Origin of the sequence: Escherichia sp. E10V5 (genome assembly GCF_004212315.1) — a bacterium.
Classification (GTDB): domain Bacteria; phylum Pseudomonadota; class Gammaproteobacteria; order Enterobacterales; family Enterobacteriaceae; genus Escherichia.
In genome coordinates this window covers 223,889-248,099 of record NZ_RHJM01000002.1, presented here as the reverse complement: position 1 = coordinate 248,099, position 24,211 = coordinate 223,889, and the positions used below count along the sequence as shown (strand labels likewise).

Here is a 24,211-nt window from a genome sequence, read left to right as displayed (position 1 = left end):
CGACATTCCTGTCGGAGAAATATGAAATCACTTTATCCCATCCGCGCTCATACGATCGCGAATATGCTGGGCGCGTTCGGCGGATGCCGGATGGTCGTCAAACATTGAGCTTTGGCGGCCTTCTTCCAGTTTCGCCAGTTTTTCAAAGCTGGTGGCAAGGCCTGCCGGGCTGATGCCGCGTTGACGCAGCAAATCGTAGGAATAATCATCCGCCTCTGCTTCCTGGCGCTGGGAGAATTGCGAATTGACTAATTTTTCGCCCAAGTCACCGAGTTGTGATTGCGATAAACTGCCGACAATCCCGCCCGCAGAGGCCGCAGCTACTCGCACGGCATTTGTACCAAGTGCTACCTGCATCCCTTTCTTCACATGGCCTAACGCCACATGGCCCATTTCATGACCGATCACCGCTTCGACTTCGTTATCGGTCATCATATCCATCAGGCCGCTATAGACGCGGATACAGCCGTTTGCCATCGCAAAGGCATTCACATCCTTCGCCATATACACTTTGTAATTTACCGGCTGGCCGTTGATGTTATTTCCCAGCGCATTAGCAATAGTGGTCAGACGTTTAGCGTATTCGCTACCGTCTGGCGCAATCGTCGCCTTGCTGTCCATCTCCTGGCACGCCTGATCGCTCAGGGCTTTTACCTGCGCATCGCTCAAACTGTAAGCCTGAAAAGCTTCCGCTCCTGATGAGAGCAGTCCACTGGAGTCCATATTCTGGCAACCGGTCAGTACCGTTGCCATGCTCATTGCTACCAATAAGGCGCGAATTTTCATGTTTTCTCTTCCGCACAAGGTCAGGATTATTCTAAAAATGCGCCGTTTGCAGGTGAATCGACGCTCGTCCTAAGTATAAGAAAAAGCGCAGCGGACGGGCGAGCAGATTGCGCAACATGCGAGCATGATCCAGAGATTTCTGAAACGGCAAAAGGATGTTCCATGTACATGACGCGCGGCTTGCGGTAAATTGTTGGCAAATTTTCCGGCGTAGCCCAAAACGCGCTGTCGTCAAGTCGTTAAGGGCGTGCCCTTCATCATCCGATCTGGAGTCAAAATGTCCTCACGTAAAGAGCTTGCCAATGCTATTCGTGCGCTGAGCATGGACGCAGTACAGAAAGCCAAATCCGGTCACCCGGGCGCCCCGATGGGTATGGCTGACATTGCCGAAGTCCTGTGGCGTGATTTCCTGAAACACAACCCGCAGAATCCGTCCTGGGCTGACCGTGACCGCTTCGTGCTGTCCAACGGCCACGGCTCCATGCTGATCTACAGCTTGCTGCACCTCACCGGTTACGATCTGCCGATGGAAGAACTGAAAAACTTCCGTCAGCTGCACTCCAAAACTCCGGGTCACCCGGAAGTGGGTTACACCGCTGGTGTGGAAACCACCACCGGTCCGCTGGGTCAGGGTATTGCCAACGCAGTCGGTATGGCGATTGCAGAAAAAACGCTGGCGGCGCAGTTTAACCGTCCGGGTCACGACATTGTCGACCACTACACCTACGCCTTCATGGGTGACGGCTGCATGATGGAAGGCATCTCCCACGAAGTTTGCTCTCTGGCGGGTACGCTGAAGCTGGGTAAACTGATTGCGTTCTACGATGACAACGGTATTTCTATCGATGGTCACGTTGAAGGCTGGTTTACCGACGACACCGCAATGCGTTTCGAAGCCTACGGCTGGCACGTTATTCGCGACATCGACGGTCATGACGCAGCATCCATCAAACGCGCAGTAGAAGAAGCGCGCGCAGTGACCGACAAACCGTCCCTGCTGATGTGCAAAACCATCATCGGTTTCGGTTCCCCGAACAAAGCCGGTACGCACGACTCCCACGGTGCGCCGCTGGGCGACGCTGAAATTGCCCTGACCCGCGAACAGCTGGGCTGGAAATATGCGCCGTTCGAAATCCCGTCTGAAATCTATGCTCAGTGGGATGCGAAAGAAGCAGGCCAGGCGAAAGAATCCGCATGGAACGAGAAATTCGCTGCTTACGCGAAAGCTTATCCGCAGGAAGCCGCTGAATTTACCCGCCGTATGAAAGGCGAAATGCCGTCTGACTTCGACGCCAAAGCGAAAGAATTCATCGCTAAACTGCAGGCTAATCCGGCGAAAATCGCCAGCCGTAAAGCGTCTCAGAATGCTATCGAAGCGTTCGGTCCGCTGTTGCCGGAATTCCTCGGCGGCTCCGCTGACCTGGCACCGTCTAACCTGACCCTGTGGTCTGGTTCTAAAGCAATCAACGAAGATGCTGCGGGTAACTACATCCACTACGGTGTTCGCGAGTTCGGTATGACCGCGATTGCTAACGGTATCTCCCTGCACGGTGGTTTCCTGCCGTACACCTCCACCTTCCTGATGTTCGTGGAATACGCACGTAATGCCGTACGTATGGCTGCGCTGATGAAACAGCGCCAGGTGATGGTTTACACCCACGACTCCATCGGTCTGGGCGAAGATGGCCCGACTCACCAGCCGGTAGAGCAGGTCGCTTCTCTGCGCGTAACCCCGAACATGTCTACATGGCGTCCGTGTGACCAGGTTGAATCCGCGGTCGCGTGGAAATACGGCGTTGAGCGTCAGGACGGCCCGACTGCGCTTATCCTCTCCCGTCAGAACCTGGCGCAGCAGGAACGTACTGAAGAGCAGCTGGCAAACATCGCGCGCGGTGGTTATGTGCTGAAAGACTGTGCCGGTCAGCCGGAACTGATTTTCATCGCTACCGGTTCTGAAGTTGAACTGGCTGTCGCTGCCTACGAAAAACTGACTGCTGAAGGCGTGAAAGCGCGCGTGGTTTCCATGCCGTCTACCGACGCATTCGACAAGCAGGATGCGGCTTACCGTGAATCCGTACTGCCGAAAGCGGTTACCGCTCGTGTTGCGGTGGAAGCTGGCATTGCTGACTACTGGTACAAGTATGTTGGCCTGAATGGCGCTATCGTCGGTATGACCACCTTCGGTGAATCTGCTCCGGCTGAACTGCTGTTTGAAGAGTTCGGCTTCACCGTTGATAACGTTGTTGCGAAAGCAAAAGCGTTGCTGTAATCGGTAAGATGCTTTGTGAGAAGGGCCGCGAAAGCGGCCCTTTTTTTACTTAGTAGAGATAAACGGAACTGTGCTACCTGGAATCATGGTATCGGGCAGCTTGCCGTCCCAGCGCTCAGCAGTGGTGAGGGCAACAAGTCCGGGATTATCTCGCAGGGCTTCCCCGCGCAGGCGGATAGCTTCTGCTTCAGCCGCACTTTTTAAACGAATGGTTTCAGCCTCTGCTGCGCCTCTTACGCGAATAGTTTCCGCTTCTGCTTTGGCTGCCGCCAGTTTACTGTCTGCTTCTGCCTGGGCCTGAGTTACCGCAATTTGCGCCTGGATTTTCTCTGTTTCCAGATTTTGCTTACGTGTGGCAATGGCGACTTCCGCTTTCATTCGATCTTCAATCGACTTTTCATAAGCGTCAGAAAAATCAATATTCTCAATCTGAACCCCGTCAATCACTACCGGGCCAACAACGGCTTTGCGCATGGCATTTTGCAGATCCTGAACCAGTTTTGTACGATCCTGTACCGCGCTGATGGCGGTATATTGACCGAAAACGTTCTCCAGTTGGGTTGGCAACTGGCGAACAATCAGGCGATCTTTTAATGCTTCAATGGTGTTGTAAGTGGTATAAACCGCGCCTGCTTCCGAAGGTTTTATGTGGAAGCTGACTGATACTGTCATTTGTGCCGGTTGCTGGTCGCGGCTGTAGGCCTGTAATCCCTGATAGACCACAGCCTGATTACGCGTGGAAATTTTCTCCACGCTTTCCATAAAAGGGATCTTAAAACCCAGACCCGGCTCGGCAACTTTTACGATTTTTCCGTAGCGCAGCAAAATGCCGCGTTCACCTTCATTAACGGTGTAATACGAGAGAAATGGCAGCACAACCACGGCAAGCACGCCAATGGCGATAGCAATAGATTTTTGTGGGCGAAATGAGGTTATAGAAACAGGTGCTTTCATGACAATCTTCCTTGAGTAAAGTATGGGAATATGTCACATGAGGTGAGGAGAAAACAGCCGACAGGTGAGAATTCAGAATCTATAAAGGGGTATAGCGAAAAAACATTGCATTAGAAAAGTATGTTTTCGAACATTCAATAAACAAATAGAGATATGCATCACAAATACAATAACAAACAAAATATTGATTTTGTGACAAACATAACAAATACAAAGTTGACTTTAAAAATATCAATTTCATATTATTGTTATTTAAGGTTTTATTATTTTGGTTTATGGGGTTTTTCTTCTCGCGTACCCAATTGCTTTCATTAAACCGCACGAGTATTTTATTTTTACCGCCGGACGATACCCTAAAAATAAAATAAGGATAATTTATGCGGCTTATTGATTATTTTCCAGAATCATCAATCTCAGTTATACATTCAGCAAAAGACTGGCAGGAAGCTATCGATTTCTCGATGGTATCATTGCTGGATAAAAACTATATCAGCGAGAATTACATTCAGGCAATTAAAGATTCAACTATCAACAATGGCCCTTATTATATTCTCGCACCAGGCGTGGCGATGCCTCATGCGCGACCGGAATGTGGGGCGCTTAAAACCGGGATGTCACTGACATTACTCGAACGACCAGTGTATTTCCCGGGGAATGACGAACCGATTAAATTACTCATCGGGCTTTCGGCTGCCGATGCTGATTCGCACATTGGCGCTATTCAGGCGTTAAGTGAATTACTGTGCGAAGAAGAAATACTCGAACAACTATTAACAGCAATATCAGAAAAACAATTAGCGGACTTAATCAACCGCGGATAATTACTCTCTCCTCTACAGGATAATATTATGGAAAACAAGTCTGCTCGTGCAAAGGTCCAGGCTTTTGGGGGCTTTTTGACGGCAATGGTCATCCCCAATATTGGTGCTTTTATTGCCTGGGGTTTTATTACTGCATTATTTATTCCTACTGGTTGGCTGCCTAACGAACATTTCGCCAAAATTGTCGGCCCGATGATTACCTATTTATTGCCCGTGATGATTGGTTCTACAGGTGGTCATCTGGTCGGTGGTAAACGCGGTGCGGTCATGGGCGGAATAGGGACGATTGGCGTTATTGTCGGTGCTGAAATTCCGATGTTCCTTGGCTCAATGATCATGGGACCGTTAGGTGGGCTGGTCATAAAATATGTCGATAAAGCACTGGAAAAACGCATACCTGCTGGTTTTGAGATGGTTATCAATAACTTCTCATTAGGTATCGCGGGGATGATTCTCTGTCTGCTGGGTTTTGAAGTCATCGGCCCGGCGGTGTTAATTGCCAATACTTTCGTCAAAGAGTGTATTGAAGCACTGGTACATGCAGGCTATCTGCCTTTGCTGTCAGTCATCAATGAACCGGCGAAAGTGCTTTTCCTCAATAACGCGATAGATCAGGGCGTCTATTATCCGCTGGGGATGCAACAGGCATCAGTTAATGGCAAATCCATCTTCTTTATGGTGGCATCCAACCCTGGGCCTGGCTTAGGGCTGCTGCTGGCATTCACTCTGTTTGGTAAAGGGATGAGTAAGCGCTCTGCACCTGGTGCGATGATTATTCACTTCCTCGGTGGGATCCACGAACTGTATTTCCCGTATGTGCTGATGAAGCCGTTGACCATTATCGCCATGATTGCGGGCGGTATGTCTGGCACCTGGATGTTTAATTTGCTGGACGGTGGTCTGGTTGCAGGCCCAAGCCCAGGTTCTATCTTTGCTTACCTGGCGCTGACGCCGAAAGGCTCGTTCCTGGCGACAATTGCCGGAGTTACGGTAGGCACGCTGGTGTCCTTTGTCATCACTTCCCTGATACTGAAGATGGAAAAAACAGTGGAGACTGAGAGCGAAGATGAATTTACCGAGTCAGCCAATGCGGTTAAAGCAATGAAGCAGGAAGGCGCATTCTCGTTAAGCCGTGTTAAGCGTATTGCCTTTGTTTGCGATGCAGGGATGGGCTCCAGCGCGATGGGCGCAACCACCTTCCGTAAACGCCTGGAAAAAGCAGGGCTGACAATGGAAGTAAAACATTACGCCATAGAAAACGCGCCTGCGGATGCGGATATCGTCGTTACTCATGCCAGTCTGGAAGGGCGCGTGAAACGTGTGACGGATAAAACGCTGATATTGATTAATAACTATATTGGCGATCCAAAACTCGACACTTTATTTAATCAATTAACCGCCGAACATAAAAACTGATTGCAGAGGTAAAAATGAAAACCAAAGTTGCTGCTATTTATGGCAAGCGGGATGTCCGTCTGCGCGAATTTGAATTGCCAGAAATTACTGATAACGAACTTTTGGTGAGTGTAATTTCTGACAGCGTCTGTTTATCGACCTGGAAAGCGGCGTTACTCGGTAGTGAACATAAGCGCGTACCCGACGATTTAGAAAATCATCCGGTCATTACCGGGCATGAATGTGCCGGGGTTATTGTCGAAGTGGGTAAAAATCTCACCGACAAATATAAAAAAGGTCAGCGTTTTGTATTGCAACCGGCGATGGGGTTACCAAGCGGATATTCAGCGGGCTACAGCTACGAATATTTTGGCGGTAACGCCACCTATATGATTATTCCAGAGGTAGCCATTAATTTGGGCTGCGTATTACCGTATCACGGCTCTTATTTTGCAGCGGCGTCGCTGGCAGAGCCTATGTGCTGCATTATTGGCGCTTATCATGCCAATTATCACACCACGCAATATGTTTATGAGCATCGCATGGGCGTCAAACCTGGCGGCAATATTGCACTGCTGGCGTGTGCAGGTCCGATGGGAATTGGCGCTATCGATTATGCCATTAACGGCGGCATACAACCGTCGCGGGTGGTGGTGGTCGATATCGACGACAAACGTCTGGCGCAGGTGCAGAAGTTGCTGCCAGTGGAGCTGGCGGCCAGTAAAGGCATTGAGCTGGTGTATGTGAATACCAAAGGGATGAGTGATCCTGTCCAGATGCTACGGGCGCTGACGGATGATGCCGGGTTCGATGACATTTTTGTTTATGCGGCGGTGCCTGCTGTTGTTGAAATGGCGGATGAATTACTGGCGGAAGATGGCTGCCTGAACTTCTTTGCCGGTCCGACGGATAAAAACTTCAAAGTGCCGTTTAATTTCTACAACGTCCATTACAACAGCACGCACGTCGTCGGTACATCCGGTGGTTCAACGGATGACATGAAAGAGGCGATTGCCCTTAGTGCCACGGGGCAGTTGCAGCCGTCGTTTATGGTGACCCATATCGGTGGCCTGGATGCGGTGCCAGAAACCGTGCTCAATCTGCCGGATATCCCAGGCGGCAAAAAACTCATTTATAACGGCGTGACCATGCCGCTCACTGCCATTGACGATTTTGCCGAAAAAGGCAAAACCGATCCGCTGTTTAAAGAGCTGGCGCGGCTGGTTGAGGAAACGCACGGCATCTGGAATGAACAGGCCGAGAAATATCTGCTGGCGCAATTTGGCGTTGATATTGGGGAGGCCGCGCAATGATGTCCCTGGCGTGGCCATTATTTCGCGTTACGGAACAGGCAGCGTTGGCTGCCTGGCCGCAAACCGGATGTGGCGACAAAAATAAAATTGATGGCCTGGCGGTCACCGCGATGCGCCAGGCGTTGAACGACGTCGCTTTTCGTGGGCGAGTGGTTATCGGCGAGGGAGAAATTGACCATGCGCCGATGCTGTGGATTGGCGAAGAGGTGGGCAAAGGCGATGGGCCAGAAGTCGATATCGCGGTTGATCCCATTGAAGGCACGCGGATGGTGGCGATGGGGCAGAGCAATGCGCTGGCGGTCATGGCTTTCGCCCCTCGAGATAGCCTGTTACATGCGCCCGATATGTATATGAAAAAGCTGGTTGTTAATCGACTGGCTGCCGGGGTGATTGATCTGTCTTTGCCCCTGGCGGACAACCTGCGCAACGTGGCGAAAGCGTTAGGCAAACCGCTGGACAAGCTGCGCATGGTTACGCTGGATAAACCGCGCCTGAGAGCCGCAATTGAGGAAGCAACACAGCTGGGCGTGAAGGTTTTTGCCCTGCCGGATGGCGATGTCGCCGCCAGCGTGCTGACCTGCTGGCAGGATAATCCTTACGATGTGATGTACACCATCGGTGGCGCACCGGAAGGCGTTATTTCTGCCTGTGCTGTTAAAGCATTGGGTGGGGATATGCAGGCGGAATTAATCGATTTTTGCCAGGCCAAAGGTGACTACACCGAAAATCGGCAAATCGCAGAACAGGAGCGTAAGCGTTGTAAGGAGATGGGTGTTGAAGTCAACCGTGTGTACTCGCTCGACGAACTGGTGAGGGGGAACGATATCCTCTTTAGCGCTACGGGCGTGACGGGCGGCGAGCTGGTGAACGGTATCCAACAGACGGCGAATGGGGTGCGGACGCAGACATTACTGATCGGCGGCGCGGACCAAACGTGTAATATAATAGACTCCCTGCATTGATGGTGATCTATCGGAAGACGAATGGCGACGCTGACAGAAGATGATGTGCTTGAGCAACTGGACGCACAGGACAATTTATTGTCATTTATGAAAACTGCGCATTCTATTTTGCTCCTGGGGATACGCCAGTTTCTGCCGTCGCTGTTTGTCGATAACGATGAAGAGATCGTGGAATATGCAGTGAAGCCGTTACTCGCCCAAAGCGGCCCGCTTGACGATATTGATGTTGCGCTGCGTTTGATTTATGCGCTGGGGAAAATGGATAAATGGCTGTATGCCGATATCACGCACTTTTCCCAGTTCTGGCATTACCTGAACGAACAGGATGAAACGCCCGGATTTACCGATGATATAACCTGGGATTTTATCAGCAATGTCAATAGCATAACCCGAAATGCGACGCTCTACGATGCGTTAAAAGCGATGAAGTTCGCCGATTTCGCCGTCTGGTCAGAGGCGCGTTTTAGCGGGATGGTCAAAACGGCGCTGACGCTGGCAGTAACGACAACTTTAAAGGAATTAACGCCGTGAAAATCGAACTGACGGTGAATGGACTAAAGGTACAGGCGCAGTACTCTGATGATGAAATTGAGAATGTACATAAACCGCTACTGCGTATGCTGGCGGCCTTACAGGCGGTAAATCCGCAGCGACGTACGGTGGTTTTTCTTTGCGCTCCGCCGGGGACGGGTAAATCTACATTAACTACCTTCTGGGAATATCTCGCGCAACAAGACCCTGAATTACCCACTATCCAGACGCTGCCGATGGATGGTTTTCACCATTACAATAGCTGGCTGGATGCGCATCAATTACGCCCCTTCAAAGGTGCACCAGAGACGTTCGATGTGGCGAAACTGGCGGAAAATCTGTGCCAGGTCGTGGAAGGGGATTGTACGTGGCCGCAGTACGATCGACAAAAACATGATCCGGTAGAAGATGCGTTGCACGTTACCGCACCAATAATCATCGTCGAAGGAAACTGGTTGTTGCTGGATGATGAGAAGTGGCGCCAGCTTGCGCAATTTTGTGATTTTTCGATCTTTATCAACGCGCCCGCAGCTGCATTGCGTGAACGGCTGGTGGGGCGCAAGCTGGCGGGGGGGTTATCGCTGGCAGACGCAGAAGCCTTTTATGAACGTACCGACGGTCCGAATGTTCGCCGGGTGCTTGAAGAGAGTCTGCCTGCAAATTTGACCTTAATGATGACCGCTACGGGTGAATATCGACGCTGCATCAGTCATATTCTGATATAAGTCAGGGTTTATGACGGCACAACGAAAAGATTTTGCTACGCTTATTCGTGATTCTGCAAAGTGGAATAAATTCCAACGCATCAGGCCGGAAAACGTGACGCAAGTCAGATAATTGTCTTCTTTGACTGGACAATCATTCCTTTTATTCCATGTTTCGCTTATCCTAGCTGAAGCGTTTCAGTCGATTAAATGTTCGACAATTAACCAATCAGTCGCAGTTTGCGACAGGTAAGGTTTCCCCGAACGATTTGCTGGATTACTCTGTCTGGCAAATTTGCTCAGGGAAAGCCTTGCAGGAGATCTATGACCGTACGCGTAGCGATAAATGGCTTCGGTCGCATCGGGCGTAATGTGGTTCGTGCTTTGTATGAATCAGGACGCCGGGCGGAAATTACCGTGGTGGCAATCAACGAACTGGCGGATGCTGCGGGCATGGCGCATTTGTTGAAATATGACACCAGTCATGGCCGTTTTGCATGGGAAGTCCGTGAGGAACGTGATCAACTTTTTGTTGGTGATGATGTCATCCGCGTATTGCATGAACGTTCACTGCAATCGCTTCCCTGGCGTGAACTAGGCGTTGATGTGGTTCTCGACTGCACCGGCGTATATGGCACCCGCGAGCATGGCGAAGCGCACCTTGCCGCCGGGGCCAAAAAAGTGCTCTTTTCACATCCTGGCAGTAACGATCTCGACGCGACCGTTGTTTACGGCGTCAATCAGGATCAACTTCGTGCGGAACACCGCATCGTTTCTAACGCTTCCTGTACCACGAATTGCATAATTCCTGTCATCAAATTGTTGGATGATGCGTACGGTATTGAGTCCGGCACTGTGACTACAATTCACTCCGCCATGCACGATCAACAGGTTATCGATGCATACCATCCTGACCTGCGCCGCACCCGGGCAGCCAGCCAATCGATTATTCCGGTCGATACCAAACTGGCCGCGGGTATCACGCGATTTTTCCCGCAGTTTAACGATCGTTTTGAAGCGATTGCGGTGCGTGTGCCAACCATAAATGTGACGGCAATCGATTTAAGCGTGACGGTGAAGAAACCTGTAAAAGCCAATGAAGTCAACCTGTTGCTGCAAAAAGCAGCACAAGATGCATTTCATGGTATAGTTGACTATACGGAATTACCGTTGGTCTCTGTAGATTTTAACCACGATCCGCACAGTGCCATTGTCGATGGCACCCAAACCCGGGTCAGTGGCGCACACCTGATCAAAACGTTGGTCTGGTGCGATAACGAATGGGGCTTTGCTAACCGAATGCTCGACACGACGTTAGCTATGGCTACTGTTGCTTTCAGGTAAGACGCAAGCAGCGTCTGCAAAACTTTTAGAATCAACGAGAGGATTCACCATGTCTGTAATTAAGATGACCGATCTGGATCTTGCTGGGAAACGTGTATTTATCCGTGCGGATCTGAACGTACCAGTAAAAGACGGGAAAGTAACCAGCGACGCGCGTATCCGTGCTTCTCTGCCGACCATCGAACTGGCCCTGAAACAAGGCGCGAAAGTGATGGTAACTTCCCACTTGGGTCGTCCTACCGAAGGCGAGTACAACGAAGAATTCTCTCTGCTGCCGGTTGTTAACTACCTGAAAGACAAACTGTCTAACCCGGTTCGTCTGGTTAAAGATTACCTCGACGGCGTTGACGTTGCTGAAGGTGAACTGGTTGTTCTGGAAAACGTTCGCTTCAACAAAGGCGAGAAGAAAGACGACGAAACCCTGTCCAAAAAATACGCTGCACTGTGTGACGTGTTCGTAATGGACGCATTCGGTACTGCTCACCGCGCGCAGGCTTCTACTCACGGTATCGCCAAATTCGCTGACGTTGCGTGCGCAGGCCCGCTGCTGGCAGCTGAACTGGACGCGCTGGGTAAAGCACTGAAAGAACCTGCTCGCCCGATGGTGGCTATCGTTGGTGGTTCTAAAGTATCTACCAAACTGACCGTTCTGGACTCCCTGTCTAAAATCGCTGACCAGTTGATCGTAGGTGGTGGTATCGCTAACACCTTTATCGCGGCACAAGGCCACGATGTGGGTAAATCCCTGTACGAAGCTGACCTGGTTGACGAAGCAAAACGTCTGCTGACCACCTGCAACATCCCGGTTCCGTCTGATGTTCGCGTAGCGACTGAGTTCTCTGAAACCGCTCCGGCTACTCTGAAATCTGTTAACGATGTGAAAGCTGACGAGCAGATCCTGGATATCGGTGATGCTTCCGCTCAGGAACTGGCTGAAATCCTGAAGAATGCGAAAACCATTCTGTGGAACGGTCCGGTTGGCGTGTTCGAATTCCCGAACTTCCGCAAAGGTACTGAAATCGTGGCTAACGCTATCGCAGACAGCGAAGCGTTCTCCATCGCTGGCGGCGGCGACACTCTGGCAGCAATCGACCTGTTCGGCATTGCTGACAAAATCTCCTACATCTCCACTGGCGGCGGCGCATTCCTCGAATTCGTGGAAGGTAAAGTACTGCCTGCAGTAGCGATGCTCGAAGAGCGCGCTAAGAAGTAAAAAATCACAGGGCAGGGAAACCTGCCCTTGTTGCAGCGCGCTTTTAAAGCACGCACTTTTTCATACTCTAAATAATTCGAGTTGCAGCACAGCAACTTGAGGTATGGCGAGTATAAGGCCCGACGATACAGGACAAGAGACATGTCTAAGATTTTTGATTTCGTAAAACCTGGCGTAATCACTGGTGATGACGTACAGAAAGTTTTCCAGGTAGCAAAAGAAAACAACTTCGCACTGCCAGCAGTAAACTGCGTCGGTACTGACTCCATCAACGCCGTACTGGAAACCGCTGCTAAAGTTAAAGCGCCGGTTATCGTTCAGTTCTCCAACGGTGGTGCTTCCTTTATCGCTGGTAAAGGCGTGAAATCTGACGTTCCGCAGGGTGCTGCTATCCTGGGTGCGATCTCTGGTGCGCATCACGTTCACCAGATGGCTGAACACTATGGTGTTCCGGTGATCCTGCATACCGACCACTGCGCGAAGAAACTGCTGCCGTGGATCGACGGTCTGCTGGACGCGGGTGAAAAACACTTCGCTGCTACCGGTAAGCCGCTGTTCTCTTCTCACATGATCGACCTGTCTGAAGAATCTCTGCAAGAGAACATCGAAATCTGCTCTAAATACCTGGAGCGCATGTCCAAAATCGGCATGACTCTGGAAATCGAACTGGGTTGCACCGGTGGTGAAGAAGACGGCGTGGACAACAGCCACATGGACGCTTCTGCACTGTACACCCAGCCGGAAGACGTTGATTACGCATACACCGAGCTGAGCAAAATCAGCCCGCGCTTCACCATCGCAGCGTCCTTCGGTAACGTACACGGTGTTTACAAGCCGGGTAACGTTGTTCTGACCCCGACCATCCTGCGCGACTCTCAGGAATATGTTTCTAAGAAACACAACCTGCCGCACAACAGCCTGAACTTCGTATTCCACGGCGGTTCCGGTTCTACTGCTCAGGAAATCAAAGACTCCGTAAGCTACGGTGTAGTTAAAATGAACATCGATACCGATACCCAATGGGCAACCTGGGAAGGCGTTCTGAACTACTACAAAGCGAACGAAGCTTACCTGCAGGGCCAGCTGGGCAACCCGAAAGGCGAAGATCAGCCGAACAAGAAATACTACGATCCGCGCGTATGGCTGCGTGCCGGTCAGACTTCGATGATCGCTCGTCTGGAAAAAGCATTCCAGGAACTGAACGCGATCGACGTTCTGTAAGATATTCCTCTCTGCTTATCTCAAGGCCCGCTCTGCGGGTCTTTTTTTCGCCAAAAGCAAAATTGCCTGATGCGCTACGCTTATCAGGCCTACAAGTGTCCTGCAATATATTGAATTTGCAGGTTTTTGTAGGTCGGATAAGGCGTTCACGCCGCATCCGGCATGACAAAGTGCACATTGTCATCTGTCTGAGGCCCGCTCTGCGGACCTTTTTTTCGCCAAAAGCAAAATTGCCTGATGCGCTACGCTTATCAGGCCTACACGTATCCTGCAATATATTGAATTTGCAGGTTTTTGTAGGTCGGATAAGGCGTTCACGCCGCATCCGGCATGACAAAGCGCACGTTGTCATCTGTCTGAGGCCCGCTCTGCGGACCTTTTTTTCGCCAAAAGCAAGGTGATGTACTTAAGAAATCTGTGATCTATTTGGCAAAATTATGCTTTATTGTTTACCCTTGTCAGACTGCCCGTCGTGAGGCGGCGGAGTATGTTTCTCCAATTTAAGTCAGTTGAAAAGGAATATTGAATGGAAGATTTGAAAGTTGTCGATAGCATAAACGGCGCAGGATCCTGGTTGGTAAACAACCAGGCGCTGTTGCTGAGTTATGCTGTAAACATCGTGGCGGCACTCGCGATCATCATCGTTGGTTTGATTATCGCGCGGATGATTTCCAACGCGGTGAATCGCCTGATGATCTCCCGTAACATAGATGCCACCGTTGCTGATTTTCTTTCTGCATTAATCCGTTACGCAATTATCGCCTTTACGTTAATTGCAGCACTGGGCCGCGTGGGCGTACAAACCGCATCGGTCATTGCCGTACTCGGTGCCGCAGGTTTAGCTGTAGGTCTGGCCTTGCAGGGGTCACTATCTAACCTGGCTGCTGGCGTTTTGCTGGTTATGTTCCGCCCGTTCCGTGCAGGAGAATATGTTGACCTCGGCGGCGTTGCCGGTACTGTACAGAGTGTGCAGATTTTCTCCACCACCATGCGTACCGCAGACGGTAAAATTATTGTTATTCCGAACGGTAAAATTATTGCCGGTAATATTATTAACTTCTCTCGTGAGCCGGCGCGCCGTAACGAATTTATTATTGGCGTAGCGTATGATTCTGATATCGATCAGGTTAAGCAGATCCTGACCGATATTATTCAGTCCGAAGATCGTATTTTAAAAGATCGTGAAATTACAGTACGCCTGAACGAACTTGGCGCATCGTCGATTAATTTCGTCGTGCGTGCCTGGAGCAACAGTGGCGATCTGCAAAACGTGTACTGGGATGTGCTGGAACGTATTAAACGTGAATTTGATGCTGCTGGTATCAGCTTCCCGTATCCGCAAATGGATGTGAACTTCAAGCGGGTGAAAGAGAGCAATAGTTAATTATGTAATGAGGGCTTATCAAGGTGATAAGCCCTCATTTTTAACAACTAAAATCAAACTTCATATTTTTAAAGTCCAGCCAGGCATTACCTGCACCGAAATTATACCCACCGAAATACTCTTCAAACTCAATATAATAAGGCGACATTCCGTTTGGTATAGACTGCACGGGCGCCATTGAACCACCGAGATGATTGGGTAGATGTGCACTATGCCACTGGTGAGTTTCACATTTACTTTTTCCCTCTGCATCTTTAGAAAAATAACGAATGGACTGATATTCCGTATTATTTCTTTCTGTGGGGCTAATTCCCGCATTAGGATCAAAAGCGCGCGGCTCGCATGAAATCGCCAGATTGAAAGCCAGCGACTGCTCAGGAATGGTGCCCATTTTACGGTATACAAAATTGCTTTCAGGCGTATCTTTTGGCCTGACGTTAGCCTGAAAATAACTAAAAGCACTGCCGATAGTCAGCCATTCTGGCGTATCTTGCTGGTCGCGATAGTGGTTAGGTATAAGTTCAGGCGGCTCACAAAATGGGCCGTTGAACTCGTGCTGGGTGAGTAAAATCACCGCATAAGAACAGCCTAATATATCTTCCATCCGAAATAGCCGTGGATGTCGTTGCTTTTCTGCCTGCCAGAAAACATAAAGGTCTGGATCTTCAGGTGGGGGGCAGGATTCAAAATTCTCAAACACATCCAATATTTCTTCTGTACATGGTGTTCCGCCATCGTTGTGCTCGGGCGCAACAGCAAAGAAAGATAACGCGACAATCTCTGGCCCATAAATCCGATAATCTTCCGGCAACAGCAGGGTAAATCCATGATTCAATGGGAAACCATTATTTGGATCCAGCGGCCACTGTTCGGGCGTTATGCCTGGCGGTAGGCCAAAGCACCAACCTTGTTGGCGCGGTATATTTTCGTGGATAGGGTAGGGGAGAAGAGTGAGATCATAGGCTTGCATAGTGTTAGTCCTTTACAACGCTAGCAGGAAAGAGAGCCATAACGCCGTTTATGTTATGGGGAATGATGAGATCTTTATCCTAAAATCAGTTACCGAATAGAATTATTTATTTTTTTATTAAAATTATTTATATGCTATTAGCATTATAAATTTTATCTAATAACAATCCCGCGCTATAGTCTCTTTATCAGATAATTAGTTCGGAATGTTAAACGTGTTTTCTTATTATTTTCAAGGCCTTGCACTTGGTGCTGCTATGATTCTGCCGCTTGGTCCGCAAAATGCTTTTGTGATGAATCAGGGCATTCGTCGTCAGTACCACATTATGATTGCTTTGCTCTGCGCGATAAGCGATTTGGTCCTGATTTGCGCCGGGATTTTTGGTGGTAGCGCGTTATTGATGCAGTCACCGTGGTTGCTGGCGCTGGTGACCTGGGGCGGTGTGGCCTTCTTGCTGTGGTATGGCTTTGGTGCTTTTAAAACGGCGATGAGCAGCAATATTGAGCTGGTTAGTGCTGAAGTGATGAAGCAGGGACGTTGGAAAATTATTGCCACTATGCTGGCAGTAACCTGGCTGAATCCACATGTTTACCTGGATACCTTTGTGGTATTAGGCAGCCTGGGCGGACAGCTTGATGTCGAACCAAAACGCTGGTTTGCGCTCGGGACGATCAGTGCCTCTTTCCTGTGGTTTTTTGGTCTGGCGTTATTAGCCGCCTGGCTGGCGCCGCGTTTGCGTACCGCCAAAGCGCAGCGCATTATCAATCTCGTGGTGGGCTGCGTTATGTGGATTATCGCCCTACAACTGGCGAAAGAGGGTGTTGCTCATGCACAAGCCTTGTTCAGTTAGGCGCTATCTGATGGAAAAATAAAACAGAGACGCTAAGCTTGCCTCCAGAGGTCCTGAGTTTTGGGCAAGTCAATTAACACGGAGAGACTAACGTGAAGTTCAAAGTTATCGCCCTGGCGGCATTGATGGGTTTCAGCGGGATGGCTGTGCAGGCCAATGAACTACCGGATGGTCCGCACATTGTCACTTCAGGAACGGCAAGCGTTGATGCGGTGCCAGATATCGCTATTCTTGCTATTGAAGTTAACGTGACGGCGAAGGATGCCGCTTCTGCCAAGAAGCAGGCGGATGAGCGTGTCGCGCAATATATCTCTTTCCTTGAACTCAATCAGATCGCGAAAAAAGATATCAGTTCCGCGAATTTGCGTACCCAGCCAGACTACGATTACCAGGATGGTAAAAGTATCCTGAAAGGCTATCGTGCCGTGAGAACGGTGGAAGTCACGCTTCGTCAGTTAGACAAACTGAATTCCTTGCTGGATGGCGCGCTGAAGGCCGGACTCAACGAAATTCGTTCTGTGTCGTTGGGCGTGGCACAGCCAGATGCCTATAAAGACAAAGCGCGTAAGGCTGCGATTGATAACGCGATTCATCAGGCTCAGGAGCTGGCGAACGGCTTTAATCGCAAACTGGGGCCGGTATATAGCGTGCGCTACCATGTTTCCAATTATCAGCCCAGCCCAATGGTACGCATGATGAAAGCCGATGCCGCGCCGGTTTCCGCCCAGGAAACTTACGAGCAGGCTGCTATTCAGTTTGATGATCAGGTCGATGTGGTCTTCCAGTTAGAACCAGTGGATCAACAACCCGCTAAAACACCTGCCGCACAATAATACCTGTAGCCCGACTCATTTGTCGGGCTAATGTCTTTATCTGATATCGCCTCTTTTTTCTGTAATTTTCTGTAAAACCATGACGTAGACACCTATCTTTGCTTGCGATTTCATTAAGGATTAACTTACTGAAACGGTTAAGCGGACAGGGATGTTTGGAGGAAGCGGCGATGGATATTTTTATTTCGAAAAAGATGCGCAATTTTATTTTATTAGCGCAAACCAATAATATTGCCCGAGCGGCAGAAAAGTTACATATGACTGCTTCACCGTTCGGCAAAAGTATTGCCGCGCTAGAGGAGCAAATTGGTTATACATTATTTACCCGTAAAGATAATAACATCAGCCTTAATAAAGCCGGGCAGGAGCTTTATCAAAAGCTTTTCCCGGTTTACCAACGGCTTTCTGCGATCGATAATGAAATTCATAATTCTGGACGTCGTTCTCGTGAAATTGTGATAGGTATCGATAATACCTATCCGACGATTATTTTTGATCAGTTAATTAGCCTGGGTGATAAGTATGAAGGCGTGACGGCCCAGCCGGTTGAATTCAGCGAAAATGAGGTTATCGACAATCTCTTCTATCGTCAGCTTGATTTTATTATCTCTCCGCAGCATGTTTCCGCTCGTGTACACGGGTTGGATAATCTAACAATGAGTGAACTGCCGCCGCTGCGACTGGGGTTTCTCGTTTCTCGCCGTTATGAAGAGCGTCAGGAGCAGGAGTTGTTACAGGAGTTGCCCTGGTTACAGATGCGCTTTCAAAACCGTGCTAATTATGAAGCGATGATTGATGCGAACATGCGCCCTTGTGGGATCAATCCAACAATTATTTATCGCCCATACAGTTTTATGGCCAAAATCAGCGCCGTTGAGCACGGACATTTTCTTACGGTGATCCCACATTTTGCATGGCGGCTGGTGAACCCAGCTACGTTGAAATATTTTGATGCACCGCATACGCCAATGTATATGCAGGAATACCTTTATTCACTGAAAAATCATCGCTATACCGCCACGCTGCTACAGCAAATTGCTGAAGATCGTGACGGTACGAGCGATTAACCTAGCATTGAGCCCGTTTCGATCAAATTGCGATGCAGATCGAAAACGTGGCTAAGATCGTGGTGAATATGCCCGCCGGGTGCATTCTCCAGATAGCGATGCAGATAGTCACGGTACATCGGATGTGCGCAGTTATCGATGATAGTGCGCGCGCGCTGAAGTGGGGAGAGGCCACGTAAGTCGGCGATCCCTTGTTCTGTGATGATCACTTTCACGCTGTGTTCGCTGTGATCAACATGGCTGCACATAGGCACGATGGTTGAGATCTTGCCTTCTTTAGCAATCGACGGTGCCATAAAGATCGACAGATACGCGTTGCGTTCAAAATCACCGCTACCGCCGATACCATTCATTAAATTAACGCCGACGACGTGCGTGGAGTTGGCGTGTCCGTAAATATCAAACTCGAGGCCGACATTCAGAGCGATAACACCAAGGCGGCGGATAATTTCTGGGTTATTGGAAATTTCTTGCGGACGTAACACAATGCGACTGGCGAAGTAATCCATATTGGCGTAAATCTTGCGCAGTGAATCGGCAGAAATTGTCAGACTGGAGGCGCTGGCCCCGGTAATTTTGCCGGTTTCCAGAAGATGAACCACAGACTCCTGTAGCACTTCCGAATACATCATAAACGGAGGAATTTCCGGGTTTTCCCCCAGACGCGCCATTACCGCATTATTGATGTTGCCTACCCCGCTTTGCAGTGGCAGAAATTCCCGTGGAATACGCCCCTGCGCCATTTCACGCAACAAGAAGGTGACCACATTGTCGGCGATTTGCTGGCACACAGGATTTTGTTTATCCAGCGAGTTACCTGCATCAGGTAAGTTAGTTTCCACGACGGCGACAATTTTTTTCGGATCGATTTGTACATAGCGGGTACCGACGCGATCCATCGCATGGAAGATCGACACGCTATTGCGCCGCGGTGGTGCGCCAGGAGTCACAATATCTGCCAGTTCTGCAACGCGCGGATCGTGATAATGATTGAGTTCAATGATCACTTTCTTTGCGTGCAGCAACCAGGTCGGGGCATTACCGATCCCACTGGTTAACCAGACGCGACCATCCGGAGCGAGGGCTGAGGCTTCAATTACCGCAACATCGATGTCGCCGAAAAAGCCGTAGTTGACCATTTGCGCAACTTCGCTCAAATGCAGATCAACAAAACTAACCGATCCCTGATTGATCTTTTTACGCAATCCCAATGATGTCTGGTATGGCGCGCGCCATGAAACGGCGTCAGCTTCAGAGAGTATGTCATCGGCGGCGGCGCTAATCGACGCTCCGGTCAGCAGGCGAATTTGATACGGTTTTTTCGCCTCATGTTGTTCATTGGCGCGACGGGCAATGGCAACAGGAAGAGCCTTGGGCGAACCCGCAGGGGTAAAACCACTGAATGCCACCATATCGTTGTGCTGGATAATTTCCGCCGCTTCATCGGCGGTCATCCTTGTCCGGGTAATATTCATCCTTTGCTCCTTAGTTCGTGGATCATTAATGACCGACGAAATTAGGTTTACGTTTTTCCAGGAAGGCGTTCATACCTTCCTGATAATCTTCGCTGTCATAAACCGCCCGGCGCATCCCTTGAATACGCTCAAATTCATCTGAATTCATAGTGTGCGCTTCACCCAACACGCGCAGCTCTTCCTTGATTACTGCAATGGCTAACGGTGCTTTTTCGGAAATGTGGTGAGCCGTTTGTAAGGTGAAATCTTCAAGTTCATCGGCCTCAACAACGTGGTTAAGAATGCCAACAGCCAGCGCGCGTTGGGCGGTGATTGGCGAAGCGGTAAAAATCAGCTCTTTGACAATGTGGAAGCCCGCGTCGCGAGTCAGGTTGTGGATCCCCACCAGGTTATACGGTACGCCCAGGTTGACTGGCGTCATTGAGAAGGTAGAGGTACTGGCGGCGATGATCAGATCAGAGCTCATGATCATTTCAAATGCGCCACCCCAGACGCTACCTTCGACCATCGAAATTACTGGTTTAGGGCATTTTTGGATCACGCGGGTAATTTGACGTAGCGGATCATCGTAAGAGAGCGGATCGCGACCTCCTGACGGCAACTCATGAATGTCGTGACCTGCGGAAAAGACTTTGGAACCACTTGGGGCACGCAGAATGATGCAGCGGATTTCTGGACGATTGAGATCGTTTAATGCCTGAATCAGGTCATCAATAAAGACTTTACTTAACGCATTGAGTTTGCGGGCATAGTTAAACTCAATGACCGCCACTTTGTTGATGATGGCTACATTAACATACTGATAAGACATAAAAATTCCCTTAATTAAAATATTGAGTCTGGATAAAATCACTGAGCTGCCGCAAACCTGTGCGTGGCGAGAGCATATTATTTTTGACCGCTAGTAGCGTTTGGCTGTAATAGCGATCGAAATCTTCATTAGTGAACAGGTGGCGTAGCACTTCTTCTTCGGTCTGTTTACGCAGCCATTCCACCGATTGTTGTTGCCGCACCTGTTGTAAACGACCGCTGGTAGTCAGTGCGGTTTTGAAATCGATAATTGCGCGCCAAATTTCATCGATGCCGCATTTTTCCAGTGCACTACAGGTGAGGACCTGGGGCTGCCATTCGTCATATTTGCGGCGCAAAATATGCAGAGCGCTTTCGTACATATGGCGGGTAATGGCGACATTGGTGTGGTTATCACCATCATCTTTGTTGATGACAATCAGATCCGCCATCTCCATCAAACCCTTTTTAATGCCCTGGAGATCATCGCCACCACCGGCAATTTGCAGCGAGATAAAGCAGTCCACCATGCGGGCGACTTCCGTTTCTGACTGCCCGACGCCGACGGTTTCAACGATCACCACGTCATAACCCGCCGCTTCACATAACAGCATTAACTCCCGCGCCCGCTGGCTGGCGCCGCCAAGGTGACCAGATGACGGAACCGGGCGAATAAACGCTGCATCGGCACGCGCCAGTTCGGTCATGCGAGTCTTATCCCCAAGGATGCTGCCACCGGTCACTGGGCTGCTGGGATCGACGGCAATCACCGCGACTTTCAGCCCCTGGCGGATCAGCAACATACCGAAGGCTTCAAGAAAGGTACTTTTTCCTGCTCCTGGCGTGCCGGTAACGCCCAGTCGCAGGGCGTTACCACAAAACGGCATGATGGCATCAAGCAGTTGAGTGCTGAGTGCCTGATGGCGAGGGTGACGGCTCTCAACCAGCGTCATGGCCTGGGCGAGCGTGGCTCGCTCACCCAGACGTAGGCGTCGAATGCTGTCTGCCAGCGTGGCTTCGTTAATCATGATGTTGGCTAATCCGGTTCAGCACATCACGCACGCTGTCGAGCATGGGAGTACCAGGACCGTAAATCGCCGCCACGCCACGCTCTTGCAGGAAGGCATAATCTTGCGGCGGAATAACGCCACCGGCGACCACGCAAATATCTTCGCGCCCCCATTTTTTCAGGGCTTCAACCAGTTCCGGGATCAGCGTTTTATGTCCTGCTGCAAGCGAGGATGCGCCCACCACATGAACGTCGTTTTCCACTGCCAGGCGGGCGATCTCTTCCGGCGTGGAGAACATGGGACTCAAATCAACGTCGAAACCAAGATCGGAATAGGCGCTGGCAATGACTTTCGCTCCGCGATCGTGTCCATCTTGTCCCATTTTGGCGATCAGAATGCGCGGGCGACGACCATTGTCGGCAAGGAACAGCTCCGTTTGCGCAACAATGGCATCAAACTCGAAGGCTGATTTTTCCGACTGATGATAGCTTTGCGCAATGACGCCGGTAACACACTGGCTCGGTACCAGATAACGGTCAAAAGCGGCTTCCAGCGCATCGGATATTTCACCCAGCGTCGCGCGAACGCGAGCCGCATTAACAGCGGCAGCCAGCAGGTTTTCGTTATGCTGTGCAGCGTGAGTCAGAGCGTTCAACGCGGCGGTTACGGCGGTATCATCACGGGTGGCGCGAATGCGTTCCAGCGAAGCAATTTGCTCGTTACGCACCATCACGTTGTCGATTTCAAGGACATCAGTTTCATCTTCGTGATCCAGTTTGTACTTGTTGACGCCGACGATCACGCGTTTGCCCTGGTCGATCAACGACTGTTCACGAGCAGACGCTTCTTCGATCATCCTTTTTGGCAGACCTGCTTCGATCGCCTTCGCCATGCCTCCGGCTTCGTCGATCTGATCAATGATGGCTCTGGCCTGTTTCACGATCTGATCGGTTAGTGACTCAACGTAATAAGAACCGGCCAGCGGATCGACGGTGCGACAGAGTTCTGACTCTTCCTGAATAATGATCTGGGTGTTACGGGCAATACGTGCCGAAAAATCGGTCGGCAAACCAAGCGCTTCATCAAAGGCATTTGTATGCAGCGACTGGGTTCCGCCAAGGGTAGCTGCCAATGCTTCAATGGTGGTGCGGATAACGTTGTTATACGGATCCTGTTCGGTGAGACTCCAGCCGGAGGTTTGACAGTGGGTGCGTAGCGCCAGCGATTTCGGATCTTTAGCACCAAACCCGCTTACTGCTTCGCTCCAGAGATAGCGTGCGGCGCGCAGCATGGCGACGTTCATAAACAGGTCCATGCCGATACCAAAGAAGAACGACAGGCGCGGGGCGAAGTCATCAATTTTTAAGCCAGCAGAGAGAGCTGCTTTGATGTACTCAATCCCATCGGCGAGAGTAAACGCCACCTGTTGCACACAGTTCGCACCGGCTTCGCCCATGTGGTAGCCGCTGATGCTAATGGTATTGAAGCGCGGCATATTGCCGGAACACCAGGCGATAATGTCAGCGATAATGCGCATAGAAGGTTTCGGTGGGTAAATATAGGTATTGCGGCAGAGGTACTCTTTGAGGATATCGTTCTGAATTGTACCCGTCAGTTTATCGGGGGGAACGCCTTGCTCTTCTGCCGCCACGATATAAAAGGCCAGCACTGGCAGGACTGCGCCGTTCATGGTCATCGAAACCGACATTTTATCCAGCGGGATTTGGTCGAAGAGCACTTTCATATCTTCTACGGTGTCGATAGCGACGCCCGCTTTGCCAACATCGCCCGCCACGCGCGGGTTATCGGAGTCGTAGCCACGGTGGGTGGCAAGGTCAAACGCCACGGAAAGACCTTTTTGCCCGGCAGCCAGGTTACGGCGATAAAAAGCGTTGGACTCTTTGGCGGTCGAGAAACCGGCATACTGACGGATGGTCCACGGTTGGGCGGTATACATGGTGGCGCGGGGACCACGAACGTAAGGCGGCAAGCCAGGAAGGGTACCGGTCACTTCCAGATTGTCGAGATCGGCTTCGGTATACAGTGGCTTGATGGCGATCCCTTCCGCCGTTTGCTGAACCAGTGAGTCGACGGTTTTCTCCCGACGGCTCAACTCCTTGTTGGCAAGCTGTTGCCACTCTTGCACGTTTGACATTATTTGCTCCATAAAACGCAATAAAAATGAGGGTGTTTGCGCTTACGGTGAGCTTTTTATACGGGTTTGTCGCCAGCAAAAAAAATGGAATGGGGCGTCGTTTTTTGCCGTGTGAGATTTGTCTGTTTTGCGACGTTATTCAAAGAATAAAAAAGAAAAAAAGAA

At 50.2% G+C, this 24,211-nt stretch carries 21 protein-coding genes; 14 read left to right on the top strand and 7 right to left on the bottom strand.

Annotated elements, in window-relative coordinates:
* Positions 1-27 precede the first annotated feature (27 nt).
* Positions 28-786: a metalloprotease LoiP gene (gene loiP / locus D9738_RS01545; protein WP_130259417.1), complete on the bottom strand. Its 759-nt coding sequence runs from the start codon at positions 784-786 to the stop codon at positions 28-30.
* A 277-nt stretch (positions 787-1,063) separates the two neighbouring features.
* On the opposite strand from loiP, the gene tkt reads away from it, so the two are divergent.
* Positions 1,064-3,055, top strand: a complete 1,992-nt coding sequence (gene tkt / locus D9738_RS01540) for a transketolase (protein ID WP_000098613.1) — start codon at positions 1,064-1,066, stop codon at positions 3,053-3,055.
* Positions 3,056-3,100: 45 nt separating this feature from the next.
* Here the strand turns inward: tkt and D9738_RS01535 are convergent, their stop codons facing one another.
* Positions 3,101-4,009 (bottom strand): prohibitin family protein, encoded by a 909-nt coding sequence (locus D9738_RS01535; protein ID WP_000646923.1) that lies wholly within the window; start codon positions 4,007-4,009, stop codon positions 3,101-3,103.
* A gap of 377 nt (positions 4,010-4,386) precedes the next feature.
* Here D9738_RS01535 and cmtB point away from each other — a divergent pair, with 377 nt between their 5' ends.
* The 10 genes from cmtB (at position 4,387) to mscS (ending at position 14,897) form a co-directional block, all read left to right on the top strand.
* Complete coding sequence (gene cmtB / locus D9738_RS01525; RefSeq protein WP_130259416.1) at positions 4,387-4,830, top strand: PTS mannitol transporter subunit IIA; 444 nt, start codon at positions 4,387-4,389, stop codon at positions 4,828-4,830.
* Positions 4,831-4,857: 27 nt separating this feature from the next.
* Positions 4,858-6,246 (top strand): PTS mannitol transporter subunit IICB, encoded by a 1,389-nt coding sequence (gene cmtA, locus D9738_RS01520; protein WP_130259415.1) that lies wholly within the window; start codon positions 4,858-4,860, stop codon positions 6,244-6,246.
* Between the two features lie 14 nt (positions 6,247-6,260).
* Positions 6,261-7,538 carry a zinc-binding dehydrogenase gene (locus D9738_RS01515; RefSeq protein WP_130259414.1) on the top strand — a complete coding sequence of 426 codons (1,278 nt, stop codon included), beginning with the start codon at positions 6,261-6,263 and terminating at the stop codon, positions 7,536-7,538.
* Complete coding sequence (glpX, locus tag D9738_RS01510) at positions 7,535-8,500, top strand: class II fructose-bisphosphatase (RefSeq protein WP_130259413.1); 966 nt, start codon at positions 7,535-7,537, stop codon at positions 8,498-8,500. Before D9738_RS01515 ends, glpX begins: the two co-directional genes overlap by 4 nt.
* 21 nt (positions 8,501-8,521) lie before the next feature.
* The gene (gene fumE, locus D9738_RS01505) at positions 8,522-9,031 is read left to right on the top strand and encodes a fumarase E (protein WP_130207875.1); all 510 of its coding nucleotides are present in this window, start codon (positions 8,522-8,524) and stop codon (positions 9,029-9,031) included.
* Complete coding sequence (locus D9738_RS01500) at positions 9,028-9,756, top strand: nucleoside/nucleotide kinase family protein (protein WP_130259412.1); 729 nt, start codon at positions 9,028-9,030, stop codon at positions 9,754-9,756. Before fumE ends, D9738_RS01500 begins: the two co-directional genes overlap by 4 nt.
* Before the next feature lie 303 nt (positions 9,757-10,059).
* Positions 10,060-11,079: an erythrose-4-phosphate dehydrogenase gene (gene epd, locus D9738_RS01495; RefSeq protein WP_130259411.1), complete on the top strand. Its 1,020-nt coding sequence runs from the start codon at positions 10,060-10,062 to the stop codon at positions 11,077-11,079.
* A 49-nt stretch (positions 11,080-11,128) separates the two neighbouring features.
* Complete coding sequence (pgk, locus tag D9738_RS01490; protein WP_130258045.1) at positions 11,129-12,292, top strand: phosphoglycerate kinase; 1,164 nt, start codon at positions 11,129-11,131, stop codon at positions 12,290-12,292.
* A 141-nt stretch (positions 12,293-12,433) separates the two neighbouring features.
* Positions 12,434-13,513 carry a class II fructose-bisphosphate aldolase gene (fbaA, locus tag D9738_RS01485; protein ID WP_000034372.1) on the top strand — a complete coding sequence of 360 codons (1,080 nt, stop codon included), beginning with the start codon at positions 12,434-12,436 and terminating at the stop codon, positions 13,511-13,513.
* Between the two features lie 526 nt (positions 13,514-14,039).
* Positions 14,040-14,897 carry a small-conductance mechanosensitive channel MscS gene (mscS, locus tag D9738_RS01480; protein ID WP_130259410.1) on the top strand — a complete coding sequence of 286 codons (858 nt, stop codon included), beginning with the start codon at positions 14,040-14,042 and terminating at the stop codon, positions 14,895-14,897.
* Positions 14,898-14,937: 40 nt separating this feature from the next.
* On the opposite strand, the gene D9738_RS01475 is transcribed toward mscS, so the two are convergent.
* Positions 14,938-15,867 (bottom strand): hypothetical protein, encoded by a 930-nt coding sequence (locus D9738_RS01475; RefSeq protein ID WP_130259409.1) that lies wholly within the window; start codon positions 15,865-15,867, stop codon positions 14,938-14,940.
* Positions 15,868-16,081: 214 nt separating this feature from the next.
* On the opposite strand from D9738_RS01475, the gene argO reads away from it, so the two are divergent.
* The 3 genes from argO to D9738_RS01460 all read left to right on the top strand — a co-directional run bounded on the left by argO (position 16,082) and on the right by D9738_RS01460 (position 18,617).
* Positions 16,082-16,717: an arginine exporter ArgO gene (gene argO / locus D9738_RS01470; RefSeq protein WP_130207865.1), complete on the top strand. Its 636-nt coding sequence runs from the start codon at positions 16,082-16,084 to the stop codon at positions 16,715-16,717.
* Positions 16,718-16,809: 92 nt separating this feature from the next.
* Positions 16,810-17,550: an oxidative stress defense protein gene (locus D9738_RS01465; protein WP_064529765.1), complete on the top strand. Its 741-nt coding sequence runs from the start codon at positions 16,810-16,812 to the stop codon at positions 17,548-17,550.
* A 170-nt stretch (positions 17,551-17,720) separates the two neighbouring features.
* Complete coding sequence (locus D9738_RS01460; RefSeq protein ID WP_130207863.1) at positions 17,721-18,617, top strand: LysR family transcriptional regulator; 897 nt, start codon at positions 17,721-17,723, stop codon at positions 18,615-18,617.
* On the opposite strand, the gene scpC is transcribed toward D9738_RS01460, so the two are convergent.
* The 4 genes from scpC to scpA are packed head-to-tail and all read right to left on the bottom strand — an operon-like array spanning position 18,614 to position 24,046.
* Positions 18,614-20,092: a propionyl-CoA:succinate CoA transferase gene (scpC, locus tag D9738_RS01455; RefSeq protein WP_130207861.1), complete on the bottom strand. Its 1,479-nt coding sequence runs from the start codon at positions 20,090-20,092 to the stop codon at positions 18,614-18,616. The two genes, D9738_RS01460 and scpC, sit on opposite strands and share 4 nt — an antisense overlap.
* Before the next feature lie 25 nt (positions 20,093-20,117).
* Positions 20,118-20,903 carry a methylmalonyl-CoA decarboxylase gene (gene scpB / locus D9738_RS01450; RefSeq protein ID WP_130207859.1) on the bottom strand — a complete coding sequence of 262 codons (786 nt, stop codon included), beginning with the start codon at positions 20,901-20,903 and terminating at the stop codon, positions 20,118-20,120.
* Positions 20,904-20,913: 10 nt separating this feature from the next.
* Positions 20,914-21,909 (bottom strand): methylmalonyl Co-A mutase-associated GTPase MeaB, encoded by a 996-nt coding sequence (meaB, locus tag D9738_RS01445; protein ID WP_130259408.1) that lies wholly within the window; start codon positions 21,907-21,909, stop codon positions 20,914-20,916.
* On the bottom strand, positions 21,902-24,046 hold the full coding sequence (gene scpA, locus D9738_RS01440; protein WP_130259407.1) for a methylmalonyl-CoA mutase: 2,145 nt from the start codon (positions 24,044-24,046) through the stop codon (positions 21,902-21,904). The genes meaB and scpA overlap by 8 nt, the downstream gene beginning before the upstream one ends.
* Positions 24,047-24,211: the final 165 nt, after the last annotated feature.

What these genes read in the sequence shown, in the direction of transcription:
- mscS (WP_130259410.1), top strand. Translation starts at nt 14,040, where the DNA reads ATGGAAGATTTGAAAGTTGTCGATAGCATAAACGGCGCAGGATCCTGG.
- scpC (WP_130207861.1), bottom strand. Translation starts at nt 20,092, where the DNA reads ATGAATATTACCCGGACAAGGATGACCGCCGATGAAGCGGCGGAAATT.
- D9738_RS01515 (WP_130259414.1), top strand. Translation starts at nt 6,261, where the DNA reads ATGAAAACCAAAGTTGCTGCTATTTATGGCAAGCGGGATGTCCGTCTG.
- fbaA (WP_000034372.1), top strand. Translation starts at nt 12,434, where the DNA reads ATGTCTAAGATTTTTGATTTCGTAAAACCTGGCGTAATCACTGGTGAT.
- loiP (WP_130259417.1), bottom strand. Translation starts at nt 786, where the DNA reads ATGAAAATTCGCGCCTTATTGGTAGCAATGAGCATGGCAACGGTACTG.
- pgk (WP_130258045.1), top strand. Translation starts at nt 11,129, where the DNA reads ATGTCTGTAATTAAGATGACCGATCTGGATCTTGCTGGGAAACGTGTA.
- D9738_RS01460 (WP_130207863.1), top strand. Translation starts at nt 17,721, where the DNA reads ATGGATATTTTTATTTCGAAAAAGATGCGCAATTTTATTTTATTAGCG.
- scpA (WP_130259407.1), bottom strand. Translation starts at nt 24,046, where the DNA reads ATGTCAAACGTGCAAGAGTGGCAACAGCTTGCCAACAAGGAGTTGAGC.
- scpB (WP_130207859.1), bottom strand. Translation starts at nt 20,903, where the DNA reads ATGTCTTATCAGTATGTTAATGTAGCCATCATCAACAAAGTGGCGGTC.
- D9738_RS01475 (WP_130259409.1), bottom strand. Translation starts at nt 15,867, where the DNA reads ATGCAAGCCTATGATCTCACTCTTCTCCCCTACCCTATCCACGAAAAT.
- cmtB (WP_130259416.1), top strand. Translation starts at nt 4,387, where the DNA reads ATGCGGCTTATTGATTATTTTCCAGAATCATCAATCTCAGTTATACAT.
- tkt (WP_000098613.1), top strand. Translation starts at nt 1,064, where the DNA reads ATGTCCTCACGTAAAGAGCTTGCCAATGCTATTCGTGCGCTGAGCATG.
- cmtA (WP_130259415.1), top strand. Translation starts at nt 4,858, where the DNA reads ATGGAAAACAAGTCTGCTCGTGCAAAGGTCCAGGCTTTTGGGGGCTTT.
- fumE (WP_130207875.1), top strand. Translation starts at nt 8,522, where the DNA reads ATGGCGACGCTGACAGAAGATGATGTGCTTGAGCAACTGGACGCACAG.
- glpX (WP_130259413.1), top strand. Translation starts at nt 7,535, where the DNA reads ATGATGTCCCTGGCGTGGCCATTATTTCGCGTTACGGAACAGGCAGCG.
- meaB (WP_130259408.1), bottom strand. Translation starts at nt 21,909, where the DNA reads ATGATTAACGAAGCCACGCTGGCAGACAGCATTCGACGCCTACGTCTG.
- epd (WP_130259411.1), top strand. Translation starts at nt 10,060, where the DNA reads ATGACCGTACGCGTAGCGATAAATGGCTTCGGTCGCATCGGGCGTAAT.
- D9738_RS01535 (WP_000646923.1), bottom strand. Translation starts at nt 4,009, where the DNA reads ATGAAAGCACCTGTTTCTATAACCTCATTTCGCCCACAAAAATCTATT.